General features: G+C 54.9%; 10 protein-coding genes. 6 read left to right on the top strand and 4 right to left on the bottom strand.

The genetic code is table 11. The annotated features are described in order from the left end of the window. Positions 1–16 precede the first annotated feature (16 nt). The 3 genes from leuC to leuA are packed head-to-tail and all read right to left on the bottom strand — an operon-like array spanning position 17 to position 4,127. Positions 17–1,456: a 3-isopropylmalate dehydratase large subunit gene (gene leuC, locus P4S53_RS22235; protein ID WP_337114423.1), complete on the bottom strand. Its 1,440-nt coding sequence runs from the start codon at positions 1,454–1,456 to the stop codon at positions 17–19. Positions 1,457–1,482: 26 nt separating this feature from the next. Continuing rightward, positions 1,483–2,574 (bottom strand): 3-isopropylmalate dehydrogenase, encoded by a 1,092-nt coding sequence (gene leuB / locus P4S53_RS22230; protein ID WP_337114422.1) that lies wholly within the window; start codon positions 2,572–2,574, stop codon positions 1,483–1,485. 2 nt (positions 2,575–2,576) lie between these two features. Beyond that, on the bottom strand, positions 2,577–4,127 hold the full coding sequence (gene leuA / locus P4S53_RS22225) for a 2-isopropylmalate synthase (RefSeq protein ID WP_337114421.1): 1,551 nt from the start codon (positions 4,125–4,127) through the stop codon (positions 2,577–2,579). A 471-nt stretch (positions 4,128–4,598) separates the two neighbouring features. Here leuA and P4S53_RS22220 point away from each other — a divergent pair, with 471 nt between their 5' ends. The 6 genes from P4S53_RS22220 (at position 4,599) to ilvN (ending at position 12,376) form a co-directional block, all read left to right on the top strand. Then, a complete protein-coding gene (locus P4S53_RS22220; RefSeq protein ID WP_337114420.1) occupies positions 4,599–5,114 on the top strand; it encodes a phosphatase PAP2 family protein in 516 nt (171 codons plus the stop codon). After that, positions 5,111–6,223 carry an MJ1255/VC2487 family glycosyltransferase gene (locus P4S53_RS22215; protein WP_337114419.1) on the top strand — a complete coding sequence of 371 codons (1,113 nt, stop codon included), beginning with the start codon at positions 5,111–5,113 and terminating at the stop codon, positions 6,221–6,223. Before P4S53_RS22220 ends, P4S53_RS22215 begins: the two co-directional genes overlap by 4 nt. Positions 6,224–6,543: 320 nt before the next feature. Continuing rightward, positions 6,544–7,500 carry a transcriptional regulator LeuO gene (leuO, locus tag P4S53_RS22210; RefSeq protein ID WP_442958679.1) on the top strand — a complete coding sequence of 319 codons (957 nt, stop codon included), beginning with the start codon at positions 6,544–6,546 and terminating at the stop codon, positions 7,498–7,500. 241 nt (positions 7,501–7,741) lie between these two features. Further along, the gene (locus P4S53_RS22205; protein WP_337114417.1) at positions 7,742–9,562 is read left to right on the top strand and encodes an AMP-dependent synthetase/ligase; all 1,821 of its coding nucleotides are present in this window, start codon (positions 7,742–7,744) and stop codon (positions 9,560–9,562) included. A 601-nt stretch (positions 9,563–10,163) separates the two neighbouring features. Beyond that, on the top strand, positions 10,164–11,882 hold the full coding sequence (locus tag P4S53_RS22200; protein ID WP_337114416.1) for an acetolactate synthase 3 large subunit: 1,719 nt from the start codon (positions 10,164–10,166) through the stop codon (positions 11,880–11,882). Then, positions 11,882–12,376 (top strand): acetolactate synthase small subunit, encoded by a 495-nt coding sequence (gene ilvN, locus P4S53_RS22195; protein ID WP_337114415.1) that lies wholly within the window; start codon positions 11,882–11,884, stop codon positions 12,374–12,376. Before P4S53_RS22200 ends, ilvN begins: the two co-directional genes overlap by 1 nt. A gap of 467 nt (positions 12,377–12,843) precedes the next feature. Here the strand turns inward: ilvN and pykF are convergent, their stop codons facing one another. Beyond that, entirely contained in the window at positions 12,844–14,262 is a 1,419-nt protein-coding gene (pykF, locus tag P4S53_RS22190; protein WP_337114556.1) for a pyruvate kinase PykF, read from the bottom strand. Between the last annotated feature and the right edge of the window lie 55 nt (positions 14,263–14,317).

Below are 14,317 nucleotides of genomic sequence, written 5' to 3'. Positions count from 1 at the left end.
TTTGTTCCCTCTCAGATTAGGCGGTGGCGACTGGGGTGTTGTCCAGCTCGCGGATATCCACGAAATGACCGGCACAGGCGGCGGCGGCGGCCATCGCCGGGCTGACCAGATGGGTGCGGCCATCGCGGCCCTGACGGCCTTCGAAGTTACGGTTACTGGTCGAGGCGCAGCGCTCCCCTGGCCCCAGGCGGTCGTTGTTCATCGCCAGACACATGGAGCAGCCCGGCAGGCGCCATTCAAAACCGGCTTCGATAAAGATTTTGTCCAGCCCTTCGCGTTCGGCCTGTGCTTTGACCTGCTCAGAGCCTGGGACGACCAGCGCCTGAACATGGGGGGCCACTTTGCGGCCTTTGGCAACCGCGGCGGCCGCCCGCATATCCTCGATGCGGGAGTTGGTGCAAGAGCCGATGAAGACTTTATCAATCGGGAAATCGGCCAGTTTTTTACCCGATTCCAGTCCCATGTAAGCCAGCGCTTTGGCAGCAGAAGCGCGCTCAACCGCATCGCTGAAGCTGTCCGGTGCCGGAATCGGCTCATCAATGGCGATCACCTGACCCGGGTTGGTGCCCCAGGTGACCTGAGGTTTGATGTCTTTGGCATCCAGAGTGACCACGTGATCAAACTGCGCATCAGGATCGGATTTCAGGGTCTGCCAGTATGCAACGGCGGCGTCAAAGTTGGCGTCGGTCGGGGAGAAGTGACGGCCTTTGATGTAATCAAAGGTGGTCTGATCCGGGGCAATCAGACCGGCTTTGGCACCCAGCTCGATCGCCATGTTACAGACCGTCATCCGGCCTTCCATACTCAGATCCGTGATTGCTTCGCCACAGAATTCCACCACATAGCCGGTTCCGCCGGCGGCTGTGGTTTTGCCGATGATCGCCAGAATGATGTCTTTGGCTGTGATGCCCGGGGCCACTTTGCCTCTGACTTCAATTTTCATGGTTTTGGCACGGGCTTGTTTCAGGGTCTGGGTGGCCAGCACGTGCTCAACTTCAGACGTCCCGATACCGAAGGCCAGCGCGCCGAACGCACCATGGGTGGCGGTGTGGGAATCGCCGCACACGATAGTCATGCCCGGCAGGGTGATCCCCAGCTCAGGCCCCATGACATGGACGATGCCCTGATATTTGTGGTTCAGATCATACAGAGTGACGCCGAAATCTTGACAGTTCTTGGCCAGGGTTTCCATTTGGATACGGGCCATCTCGCCCGACGCATTGATGTCTTTGGTCTGGGTCGAGACGTTGTGATCCATGGTGGCGAAGGTTTTGCCGGTCTGGCGAACCTGGCGGCCTTTTTCGCGCAGACCATCAAAGGCCTGCGGCGAGGTGACTTCGTGCACCAGATGGCGGTCGATATACAGAATCGGGTTTTCACCTTCGGCGGCCACCACGACGTGGGCATCATAGACTTTTTCGTACAGCGTTTTGGCTGTGTGTGTTGTGTTTGACATTGCTCGTTTGCTCCTCGTCGTTCGGCTTACGCCTGGCGGATGTAGGCGGCGATTTTATCGCCCATGGCGTCGGTAGACAGGGCTGGGCGACTGCCGGCCAGATCGGCGGTCAGCTCACCGGCTTCCAGTGCCTGGGAGACGGCTTGCTCAATGGCGCGTGCCGCTTCTTCTTGTTCCAGGCTGTAGCGCAGCATCAGGGCGGCAGACAGAATCTGTGCCACCGGGTTGGCGATGTTCTTACCGGCGATATCCGGCGCAGAACCGCCAGCCGGCTCATACATACCGAACTTGTCCTGATTCAGGCTGGCTGAAGGCAGCATGCCCATCGAGCCGGTGATCATGGCGCATTCGTCGGAGATAATGTCACCGAAGATGTTGGAACACAGCATGACGTCAAACTGCGACGGATCTTTGATCAGCTGCATGGTGGCGTTGTCGATGTACATATGGCTCAGCTCGACATCCGGGTACTCTTTGGCGATCCCTTCCACCACTTCGCGCCACAGAATCGAGCTTTGCAGTACGTTCGCTTTGTCGATGGAGCAGACTTTCTTACGACGCAGACGGGCCGATTCAAAGGCGATGCGGGCAATACGCTCGATTTCATAGCGATGATAGACCTCAGTATCATAGGCTTTCTCCATCGCGCCTTCCCCTTCGCGGCCTTTCGGCTGACCGAAGTAAATGCCGCCGGTCAGCTCACGCACCACGACGATGTCAAAACCACGCTCTGAGATGTCGGCACGCAAGGGCGAAAAGGCTTCCAGACCATTGTGGATCTGCGCCGGACGCAGGTTACAGAACAGCTGGAAGTGTTTGCGCAGCGGCAACAGTGCACCGCGTTCCGGTTGCTCATTGGCGGGCAGGTGCTCCCATTTCGGGCCGCCCACCGAGCCGAACAGCACAGCATCGGCAGCTTCACAGCCTTTCAGGGTGTGGTCCGGCAGTGGCGAGCCGTGATTGTCGATGGCAATACCACCCACATCATATGCTTCACGGTCCAGGGTGAAGCCAAAACGGGCTTCAACGGCGTCCAGCACTTTGTGTGCCTGACGCATGACTTCCGGACCAATCCCGTCGCCGGATAACACGGCAATTTTATAGCGTTGACCTGCCATGGTTATACTGTCTCCATTTTTGTTTTCTGTTTAATTTCTGCAATCTGCTCGGCGCGGTGAATGCTGTTGATCACATGCAGCAGAGCCTGTCCGGATGCTTCAACAATGTCGGTTGCCAGACCGGTCCCGTGGTATTTACGGCCTTTGTAATTGGCGATGATATCCGCCTGACCCAGGCCGTCTTCCCCTTCGCCTTTGGCGGTCAGGTCAAATTTGTCCAGAGCAATTTCATAGCCGGTTAAGCGGTAGATACACTGGTACAGCGCATCCACCGGACCATTCCCGACGGCCGCTTCACATTTTTCTTCCTCACCGCACTGCAGCTTAATACTGGTGGTGGCCATCACGCTGCCTGACTGCACGCTCAGGTAGTTCAGCTTGAAGTAATCGTCTTCCTCGCGCATGTTGGCGAAGTACATCAGGGCTTCCAGATCGTAATCGAACACCTGGCCCTTGCGGTCGGCCAGTTTCAGGAAATCGGCGTACAGGGTATCTAAGTTGTACTCGTTGTCGTTGTAACCCATGCTGTCCATGTGGCTCTTGACGGCCGCACGGCCGGAGCGGCTGGTCAGGTTCAGCGCCTGATTCTTCAGACCGATGGATTCCGGGGTCATGATCTCGTAGGTGTTCTTGTTCTTCAGCACGCCGTCCTGGTGGATCCCCGACGAGTGGCTGAAGGCATTGGCACCGACAATGGCTTTATTGGACTGAATCGGCATGTTGCACAGCTGGCTGACCATCTTGCTGGTGCGGGAAATTTCTTCGTGCTTGATATTGGTGCTGACACCCAGCAGCTCGGCACGGGTTTTGATGATCATGGCGATCTCTTCCAGCGCACAGTTACCGGCGCGCTCGCCAATGCCGTTGATCGTCCCTTCCACCTGGCGCGCACCAGCCTGAATGGCGGCCATGGAGTTGGCGACCGACATGCCCAGATCATCGTGGCAGTGCACTGAAATGACCGCTTTGTCGATGTTTGGCACCCGGTTGAACAGCTGGCTGATAATACCGCCGAACTCGCTGGGCAGGGTATAGCCGACCGTATCGGGGATATTGACTGTGGTTGCACCGGATTTGATGGCGGCTTCGACCATGCGGCACAGGTTATCAATCGGGGTACGGCCGGCATCCTCACAGGAAAACTCGACATCATCGGTGTACTTACGGGCACGGGTCACGGCAGCTACGGCCATGTCAATCACATCATCATAGCTGCGGCGCAGTTTGTCCTGAACATGGATGGTGGAGGTGGAGATGAAAGTGTGGATTCGGAAGGCTTCGGCAACTTTTAACGATTCGGCAGCGACATCAATGTCGTTCGCCACGGCACGGGACAAGGCACAGACGCGGCTGTTCTTGATGTGCCTGGCGATGGTCTGCACCGACTCAAAATCGCCCGGCGAGGACACCGGGAAGCCAGCTTCAATGATATCGACGCCCAGACGCTCCAGTGCGTAGGCAATCTGCAGCTTTTCTTTTACGGTTAAGCTGGCGGACAAGGCCTGTTCGCCGTCGCGCAAGGTGGTGTCGAATATAATGACCTGATCGTTCATGATTGCTTCCTTTTTAGTTGGCCTGCCTGTCTATGATGGCTGGGTCGCGTCCTGTACGCCGGGCCTTTATACGAAAAACCCGCGCTTGGGCGCGGGTTCATCTGAATGTTTAGCGGTGAATTTCACCCATCAGCTACCCACGCGACTGGTCACGAGAAGGAGTAGGCTGAGTAGAAGGGTGAATTGTGTTTGCATTGTTTTTTTGATCCGCTGTGTTGTTGACCAAAGGAATATCAAATTGTACAGACTAGCGTCAAGCGATAATTGTATCTTTATGCATTTTCGATAGGAGAGCAGGGGAGTCTGGCCCGCTTTGGCCATAGGTAAGCAACCCTGGTGAGCGCGCAGCCGTCCCCGCTCCCTTCTGCCCGCGCAAAGACGTTGATTGTCATTATCCCTCCTCGAAATCGTCACCCGGATGTCATATCCGCTTCTTAATCTGGCAGCACAGGTTAAGAGGAGAATAGTGCGATGGCAGTGACTGTATTAGTACCTATCCAGCGCTTTGATTACGCCTTTTCCAGTTTATGTCTGTGTCACCGCTTTAATCAGCCAGTGGCGACACTGAGCCGGATGGTCTCCCGTTCGGGCGACGGGCCCTTGTACTTACTGTTCGGCTTGCTGGCCTGGGTATTTGACCGGCAACAGGGCGGTCAGGTATTCGGCTTGGGATTACTGGCATTCCTGTTGGAATTGCCTGTCTATCTGCTGTTGAAAAACACCTTTAAACGCAATCGTCCGGCGCAGTTGCCCAGTTTTATTCAACCTTCTGACCAATACAGCCTGCCGTCCGGTCACACCGCTGCCGCTTTTCTGATGGCGTCGTTAATTTCTAGCTTTTACCCGGCAGCGGCCTGGCTGGTCTGGCCCTGGGCATTCCTGATCGGATTCTCCCGTGTGCTGCTGGGGGTACATTTCATTACCGATATTGTGGCGGGCGCTTTGCTTGGCATGATGTGCTTTGCTGTCGTCAAGGGGGCGATATGAAGATACTTTACGGCGTACAAGGAACCGGCAACGGCCACATTTCCCGGGCCAGAGAAATGGCCAGAGCCTTTTCCCAGCTTGGCGTAACCGTCGATTTCCATTTCTCCGGCCGCCCGGCTGAAGACTATTTTGATATGGCGTGTTTCGGCGATTATCACACTTCCCGGGGACTGACCTTTATCACAGAACACGGCAAAGTGAGCCAATGGCAAACCTTCCGCCAGAATTCATTGCTGGATTTCTGGCGGGAGACCAGGGCCATGGATTTGTCCGGCTATGATCTGGTGCTCAATGATTTTGAGCCGGTCTCTGCCTGGGCTGCCCGCCGGCAGGGGATCCTCAGCCTGGGGCTCAGCCATCAGAGCGCTTTTTTGTATGATGTGCCGAAAGCAGGAGAAAGCTGGCTGGACAGAAAACTGATCCGCTATTTTGCGCCGACGGATCAGCAATTGGGCCTGCACTGGTACCATTTCGGCGCCCCGATCCTGCCGCCGATTGTGCCCCGGCATACTGACTCCCCGCAACAATCTGATGGCTCAATCCTGGTGTATCTGCCGTTTGAAGGGCTGGATAAAGTGCTGGAGATGTTGTCCCGCTTTTCTGCGGTGACCTTTTATTGTTATCACCCCTCGGTGCGGCAGGACTATCAGCAAGACAATGTCCAAGTCTGTGCGCTGAGCCGGACTGGCTTTCATCAGCGGTTAGCCGTGTGTGACGGGGTGATTGCGAACGGGGGCTTTGAGCTGCCGTCTGAAGCCATCGCACTGGGCAAGAAATTGTTGCTCAAACCGCTGCAAGGTCAGTACGAGCAGCTGAGCAATGTGGCAACGCTGGAGTTGATGGGTCTGGCGGTCGGTATGCATTCGCTGGATGCGACCGCGATACGCAACTGGCTTGACAGCCATTCGCCGGGTCAGGTGATCTGGCCGGATGTGGCGCTGGCCGTTGCCCGTTGGCTACAGGAGGAAAACCGGTCGTCAGTGGACGCGCTGTGCCAGTCACTCTGGGAACCTGTCAGCTTCCCGGAACCTGTCCTTGAAACCGTGGCGGATTTTGGCTCAGACGACGGGATGTCCAGTGAGCGTTCATTAATCACTGGGAGTTATTGATCCCCTTTTCTGCCTGGCGTGGCTGGCGCGCCAGGAGTTTGATTCCCTTCTAAGTGATTGAAATTCATCTCTAGTCATATTGTTTTATATCCTTTTAGATATTTTTATAACGAATTTATCTGCTTGTTTTTGTTTGGACTATCGTTCAATATTGACCTATATCATACTGTTAGAACCCGGTTGGGCGCGCTCAGGGTATTGGTGTCATCATTCTTTTGAATAATACTGATTGCCCCCAGTTTTCTAATGGGTATGTGAGGGTGTTGTGCCCTGGTGAGCGGGAGCAAGACTCTCAGGATTATTCGAAGAAGAGGTCAGAAATGGCGCGTAGAGGTATGTCTTTCCAAGCAGCAGAAAATCTTTCCATGGGCCTGAGCCTGCGGAATGTGGATCTGAATTTGCTGACAGTATTTGATGCGGTGATGCAGGAGCAGAATATCACCCGTGCAGCACATAACCTGGGGATGTCTCAGCCAGCGGTGAGTAATGCCGTTGCTCGACTGAAAACAACCTTTGATGATGAGCTGTTCATTCGCCATGGAAGAGGCATCCAGCCAACCACCCGAGCCAAGCAATTATTCGGCCCTGTGCGTCAGGCGCTGCAGCTCATTAAAAATGAACTGCCGTCGTCGACTTTCCTGCCGGAAACCTCGAACCGCTTGTTCCGCCTGGCGGTGTGTAATCCGCTGGACATCCGTTTCGCCCCTCACATCCTGCGGCAGCTGGGCGATCTGGCGCCCAAAGCACAGGTGGCGCTGGAAGCGGGGATCGAAAGTGACATGGTGCAGAAACTGCGCTATCAGGAGCTGGATTTCGTGATCGATTATCTGCGCTTTGACGATCAGGGCTTCACGTCGACTGAATTATTTAAAGACGAGTTGGTAGTGGTCGCCGCCGGTAACCACCCGCGCATTCAGGGAACACTGAGTACCGACGAGTTCGTGGCTGAAAAGCATGCCGTGCTGCAGCCAGTGCAGGGTGCGCGTGGCTTTGCAGAAGCTGTATACCATCAGGCGCCGGGCTGTCATGTTGCTTACCAGGGCGGCAGTCTGAGCAATATGATGTACGTGGTCGGCCAGTCCGATCTGATCGCCGTGATGCCAAAATGGCTGGCGCAATCCATGGCGGATACCTTGTCGCTCCAGCTGATGACACTGCCGTTTGAAGGGAAGACCATCAGCGGTTATCTGAGCTGGCATGATTCTTCGCAAAAAGACAAGGGCCACCAGTGGCTGCGCGAACAGCTACTGGCGATTTGTGATCAAGTCACCTGCTAAATCTCGCTAGGTTCACTGTGCTGAATACGGCTATTTCTCTTCGGGGAAACAGCCGTTTCTTTTTGGCTCTGAATTTGAGTGCGGATTGTCGCCGAATTGTCTGATGCCATCTGAAGGAGTGAGAGCCATGCAGCATTCTGCCTTTTGCGCTGCTGATCTCTGTTGCCTTTTGATGTCCGATCAGTAGACTTTCCGCTCCTTCAGCGAACAGCTGTAAGCTAATTTCATGACAGAGCCGTTTATGTCACAACTTGACTACCACATCGTTCACCGTATTCAGCACCAGATCGCCCGTTTGGGCAGCCGTGTTGCGCTTCGTTATCATCAGGATGGCCAGTGGCGGGACATCAGCTGGCAGATGCTGGGTGAGCAGATCCATCAGCTGTCACTGGCATTGCTGGCCCAGGGCGTCGGCGTTCAGGATAAAGTCGGGATTTTTTCGCCCAATATGGCCCGCTGGACGGTCGCCGATCTGTCGACCTTGTCCCTGCGCGGGGTGACGGTGCCGATTTATCCCACCAGTACCGCGCAGCAGGCGGCCTATATCATCAATAACGCCGACATTAAGGTGCTGTTCGTGGGCGAGGCTGCCCAGCTGGATGCGGTCTTGCAGATCGCGGCAGAGTGCCCGCAGCTCGAACGCATCGTGCTGATGGATGGCCACTGCGCTCCTGCCGATCATGCGCTGGTGTGTGATTATGAGCAGTTTGTCGCCGAGGCCGGAAACGGGGATGAAGAGGTGCTGCAGGCCCGTCTGGCTGATTGCCGGATGGATGATTTGCTGACGCTGATCTACACCTCAGGCACCACAGGCACGCCTAAAGGGGTGATGCTGGATTACGCCAATATTGCCGCGCAACTGCAGGGCCATGATCAGAAGCTGGCCCTGAACGCAGGGGATGTCTCCTTGTGTTTCCTGCCCTTGTCCCATGTGTTTGAACGCGCCTGGACTTTCTATGTACTGCACCGCGGCGGTATCAACTGCTATCTGACCGACACCAATGCTTTGCGTGAGGCGCTGGTGGAAGTGCGGCCGAATGTGATGTCGGCGGTGCCGCGTGTTTACGAGAAAATCTACAGTGCGGTGCAGGCCAAAGTGGCCAAAGCCCCGGTGCATCGCCGGGCGCTGTTTCACGCCGCGCTGGCCATGGGTCACCGTATGGCGGCATGCCGTCAGCAGAACCGCCGGCCTGCGGCCTGGTTAAACATCGCCCACAAAGTGGCAGACAAGCTGGTGCTGTCAAAGCTGCGAGACGTGCTGGGCGGACGCATCAAGTTCATGCCGTGCGGCGGCGCCAAGCTGGATGCCGGTATCGGACGTTTCTTTCATGCCATCGGCATCAACGTCAAGCTGGGCTACGGGATGACGGAAACCACGGCAACCGTCTCCTGCTGGGACGATATTGGTTTTAACGCCGATTCGATTGGCACCCTGATGCCGGGCGCCGAAGTGAAAATCGGCGACAACAGTGAAATTCTGGTGCGCGGTCCCATGGTGATGCGCGGGTACTACAAACTGGCGGAAGAAACCGCCGCGAACTTTACCGCGGACGGTTTCCTGAAAACCGGTGATGCCGGCGAATTCGATGCACAGGGGAATCTGTTCATCACCGACCGGATTAAGGAGCTGATGAAAACCTCAGGCGGCAAGTATATTGCGCCTCAGGTGATTGAAGGCGCGATCGGTAAGGATTCGATGATCGAACAGATTGCGGTGATTGCCGATGCCCGCAAGTTTGTGTCTGCCCTGGTGGTGCCTTGCTTCGAAACCCTGGAAAACCACGCCCGCGAGTTGAATATCAAGTATCACAACCGTATGGAGCTGCTCAGGCACAGCCAGATCATGGCCGTGGTCGAGAAACGCATTGCTGAGTTGCAAAAAGATCTCGCCAAATTCGAGCAGGTGAAAAAGTTCACTTTGCTGCCCCAAGCCTTCTCTATGGATGAGGGAGAGCTGACACCGACCCAGAAGCTGCGGCGCAAGGTGATCCTGCAGCGCTATCATCAGCAGATCGAAGCCATGTATCACGAGCACCCGCGCCAGGACTCACCCAAGCGCTAAGCAAAACCATCCGGAAATACTTTCCGTCGCAACGGCCTGCCAGCAGGCCGTTGTCTTGTCTGCGAGACTCCCGCCCGCCTTTTTCATGATTTTCTGCCACTATTCCAGCAGTACGATGGATTGTGTTGGGCGCATATGCTGATTTGTAACTGTGATACTGGTTCATTATCCTGCTCGATTTCTATTCGATGGCCGTTAATAAGGCTATTTACAGTCAGTACAGAAAATAACCACGAAATCGCTGTGGGGAATGGACGCCAGTGGTTAAAAAACGTTAAGGTGGCGACTGGGTTACTGCTGGTGGGAATGTCCGCTGGCAGTCACATAGTACGAAAAACACTGGATTTCTTTAGGCTAAAGATAAGCCCTAACTATGTTATACCCGTCTGTACCACTGACATTGTTGGTCTGCTCCCTACCGCTGTCTTGCTGACGGCGAAGATTGCCAAGCAAACCCGTTCGGTATTCTGGCGTAACCCGGTATGACTGCCCTTCTGCTGCTGCGGCACAGAAAGACAGCCCCAGCTCGCCATGATTACCCGGCACACAAGGTCAGAGGCTCCGGTACAGACGCAGGTATACGCAACCTGGAGACAAGAATATGGAAATGTTGTCCGGCGCTGATATGATCGTCCGTTCGATGATCGACCAAGGCGTGAAGCATATCTTCGGTTACCCTGGCGGTTCTGTTCTGGATATTTACGATGCGCTGCATGAAAAGAGCGACATCGAGCACGTACTCGTGCGCCATGAACAAGCGGCCGTTCACATGGCAGACGGCTATGCCCGTGCCACAGGTGAAGTCGGCGTTGTACTGGTGACCTCAGGTCCGGGTGCAACCAACGCCATTACCGGTATTGCGACCGCGTATATGGATTCTATCCCTATGGTGGTCCTGTCCGGTCAGGTGATGAGTCACCTGATTGGGAACGATGCTTTCCAGGAATGCGACATGGTCGGTATCTCCCGTCCGGTGGTGAAACACAGTTTTCTGGTGCAGCGAACCGAAGACATTCCGGCCATCATCAAAAAAGCCTTTTACATTGCAGCCAGCGGCCGTCCCGGACCTGTGGTTGTCGATATCCCCAAAGACATGCTGGATCCGTCAAAAGCCTATCCGTACCAGTACCCGGAAGCGATCAGCATGCGCTCGTACAATCCCACCCTGCAGGGCCACAAAGGTCAGATCAAGCGCGGCGTGAAAGCCTTGCTGGCTGCGAAGAAGCCGGTTCTGTACGTGGGGGGCGGTGTCATCATGTCGAACAGTGAGCAGCAGGTGCTGGCACTGGCGGAAAGCCTGAACATTCCTGTGGTCAGTACCCTGATGGGGCTGGGCGCTTTCCCCGGCACGCACCGCAACAGCGTGGGCATGCTGGGTATGCATGGTACTTATGAAGCGAATATGACCATGCACAATGCCGATCTGATTTTTGGGATCGGGGTTCGTTTTGATGACCGTACCACCAATAATCTGGAAAAATACTGTCCGAATGCCACCATCATGCATATCGATATCGACCCGTCGTCGATTTCCAAAACCGTCAAAGCAGATATTCCGATCGTCGGCTCGGCCGATGCGGTGCTCAACAGCATGCTGAAACTGCTGGAAGAGCAGCAGGGCAGTAATGATAGCGCTGCGATGGATGAATGGTGGAGCGAAATCGAATCCTGGCGGGCACGCAAATGTCTGAGCTACAAAACAGACAGTGACCGCATCAAACCTCAGCAGGTCATTGAAACGGTTTATAAATTAACCAATGGTGATGCCTACGTGGCATCGGATGTGGGTCAGCACCAGATGTTTGCCGCCCTCTACTATCCGTTCGACAAGCCGCGTCGCTGGTTAAATTCCGGTGGCCTGGGCACCATGGGCTTTGGCCTGCCGGCGGCGATGGGTGTGAAGTTCGCTTTTCCGGATGCGGAAGTGCTCTGCGTGACCGGTGACGGCAGTATTCAGATGAACATCCAGGAATTGTCGACCGCCCTGCAGTACGACATTCCGGTGAAAATCATTAACCTGAATAACCGTTTCCTGGGCATGGTCAAACAATGGCAGGACATGATTTATCAGGGCCGCCACTCGCACTCCTACATGGATTCAGTACCTGATTTTGCTGCGATTGCAGAAGCTTATGGCCATGTTGGTATCCGAATTTCGGATCCGGCGAAGCTGGAAAGTGAGCTGGAACGCGCTTTAGCAATGAAAGATAAGTTAGTCTTTGTCGATATCAGCGTGGATGAAACAGAGCACGTTTACCCGATGCTGATCCGGGGCGGATCCATGAGTGAAATGTGGCTGAGTAAAACGGAGAGAACCTAATGCGCAGGATTGTATCAGTATTATTAGAAAACGAACCAGGTGCACTTTCACGCGTGGTGGGGTTGTTCTCCCAGCGTGGTTACAACATTGAATCTTTGACTGTAGCACCGACGGATGATCCGACGCTGTCGCGGCTGAATATTACGACCAGCGTGGAGGATGCGGCGCTGGAGCAGATCGAGAAGCACTTGCACAAGCTGATCGATATTCTGAAAGTCAGCAATGTGACCGACTCAGAGCATGTTGAGCGTGAGCTGATGCTGGTGAAAGTGAAAGCCAGCGGCTATGCCCGTGCAGAAGTCAAACGTACCTCGGATATCTTCCGTGGTCAGATTGTCGATGTCACCAGCCAGATTTATACCGTCCAGCTGGCCGGCACCAGTGAAAAACTGGATGCGTTTTTGGATGCGGTCAGCGAAGCGACTGAAATCATTGAAGTTGCCCGCAGCGGTGTGGTCGGTATAGCCCGCGGTGAGCGTTCACTGAAAGCCTGATCCTTCTCCAGTTGATCCCCTTAGTATTCAAGCCCGCCAGGCACTGCCTGGCGGGCTTTTTCGTAGTGGCCTTTTCTGTCGACATTAGACTAAAGTCTAATAAGGGGTGTGGAGACATTTTCGGTTGAGCGTGTGGCTGTGCCATTGGATGCCAGAGGGTTTCAATGTGGCAGACAGCATGCGTGGAGGGCAGGTCGATGTTCAATACCGTTTTAGTTCGTTGTATGGCATTGCTGCTGTGTTGGCTCGGCTTTCACGTCAGCGCCTTGTATTTCCTGCTGGCTGTTATATTGCTCAATACGCATCACAAGGAAATCTTTGGCTGGTGAATCTTAGTCAGGCAATACAAAAGTCAGGCAATACAAAAACAGGCGGGCAGATAAACAAAACGGGAGCCGAAGCTCCCGTTTTCTATGCATCTTTCTGTATGCAGTCGTTGCATGCAGTCATTGCCGTAACGGCTGAAATTACAGCACGTGTACCGAGGCCGTGTTCGTCGTGCCTGAAGGGACCAGTGCACCGGAAACCATCACCACGATATCGCCTTTCGCACCCAGACCGGATTCCAGCGCCAGCGCTTTACCGCGTGCGTAGAAGGCATCCGTGCTTTCGATGGCATCGACCACCACTGGCGTGACGCCTTTGGTCAGGCACAGCTGAGCGGCGGTTTTGCTGTTCGTGGTGATCGCCAGGATATTAGCCGTCGGGAAGTACTTACGCACAGAGCGGGCAGACTTACCGGCTTCGGTGGCCACGACGATCAGCGGTGCATTCAGCTTCTCGGCGGTGTCTACCGCACCTTTACAGACCGCTTCAGTAATGCGCAGGCGAGGGCTGTCCAGACGTGCACTCAGAGACGCACGCATGGCTGAATCAGTACGGGCACAGATTTGCGCCATGATGGTGACCGCTTCAATCGGGTATTTCCCTTTCGCCGACTCACCAGACAGCATCACGGCATCCGTACCGTCCATGATGGCGTTGGCAACGTCACCGGCTTCGGCACGGGTCGGACGCGGGTTCTTGATCATCGAATCCAGCATCTGAGTGGCCGTGATCACCACTTTACGGGCACGGTTACACTTCTCGATCATCATCTTCTGCGCGAAGATCACTTCTTCTACCGGGATTTCGACACCCAGGTCACCACGGGCAACCATGATACCGTCTGAGGCTTCCAGAATCGCGTCGAAGTTATCCACACCTTCCTGGTTTTCGATCTTAGAGATGATCTGGATCTTCTCGCCGCCGTTCGCATTCAGCAGTTCGCGGATTTCGTTCACATCTTCTGCTTTACGGATGAAAGAAGCCGCAACGAAGTCAACGCCTTGCTCACAGCCGAATTTCAGGTCGGCTTTGTCTTTCTCAGCCAGTGCCGGCAGCTTGACAGACACGCCAGGCAGGTTCACACCTTTGTTTTCGCCCAGATCGCCGTTGTTCAGGACACGACATTTCACTTCAGTGTCTGTGGTGGCCAGCACTTCCATTTCGATCAGACCATCGTCAACCAGGATCGTGTCGCCGGCAGACAGGTCATTGGCGAAACCCGGGTAAGTCACGGCCACGCGGTCTTGGTTGCCGACAACTGTGGTGTCAGTGGTGAAAGTGAATTCCTGACCCGCGGTCAGTGAAACGTCTGCGCCGCCTTCCAGTTTGATGGTGCGGATTTCAGGCCCTTTGGTATCCAGCAAAATGGCCACAGGTTGACCGGTTTGCGCCATGACTTCACGAACGTTCTGGATACGCTGACCGTGCTCGGCGAAATCGCCGTGCGAGAAATTCAGACGCATCACGTTCATACCGGCGTTCACCAGTTTGGTCAGCATTTCAACAGATTCTGTCTTAGGACCAATCGTGCAGACGATTTTGGTTTTTTCATTGAGAATATTCTCCGAGAACTTGAAGGAAACTTCTGGCGCTTTTATACCTCAAAGGGCTGAT

Source organism: Photobacterium sp. Hal280, from assembly GCF_037162255.1.
GTDB lineage: Bacteria > Pseudomonadota > Gammaproteobacteria > Enterobacterales > Vibrionaceae > Photobacterium.
The sequence above is the reverse complement of the archived record's forward strand: the minus strand, read 5'-3'. Positions and strand labels throughout refer to the sequence as shown.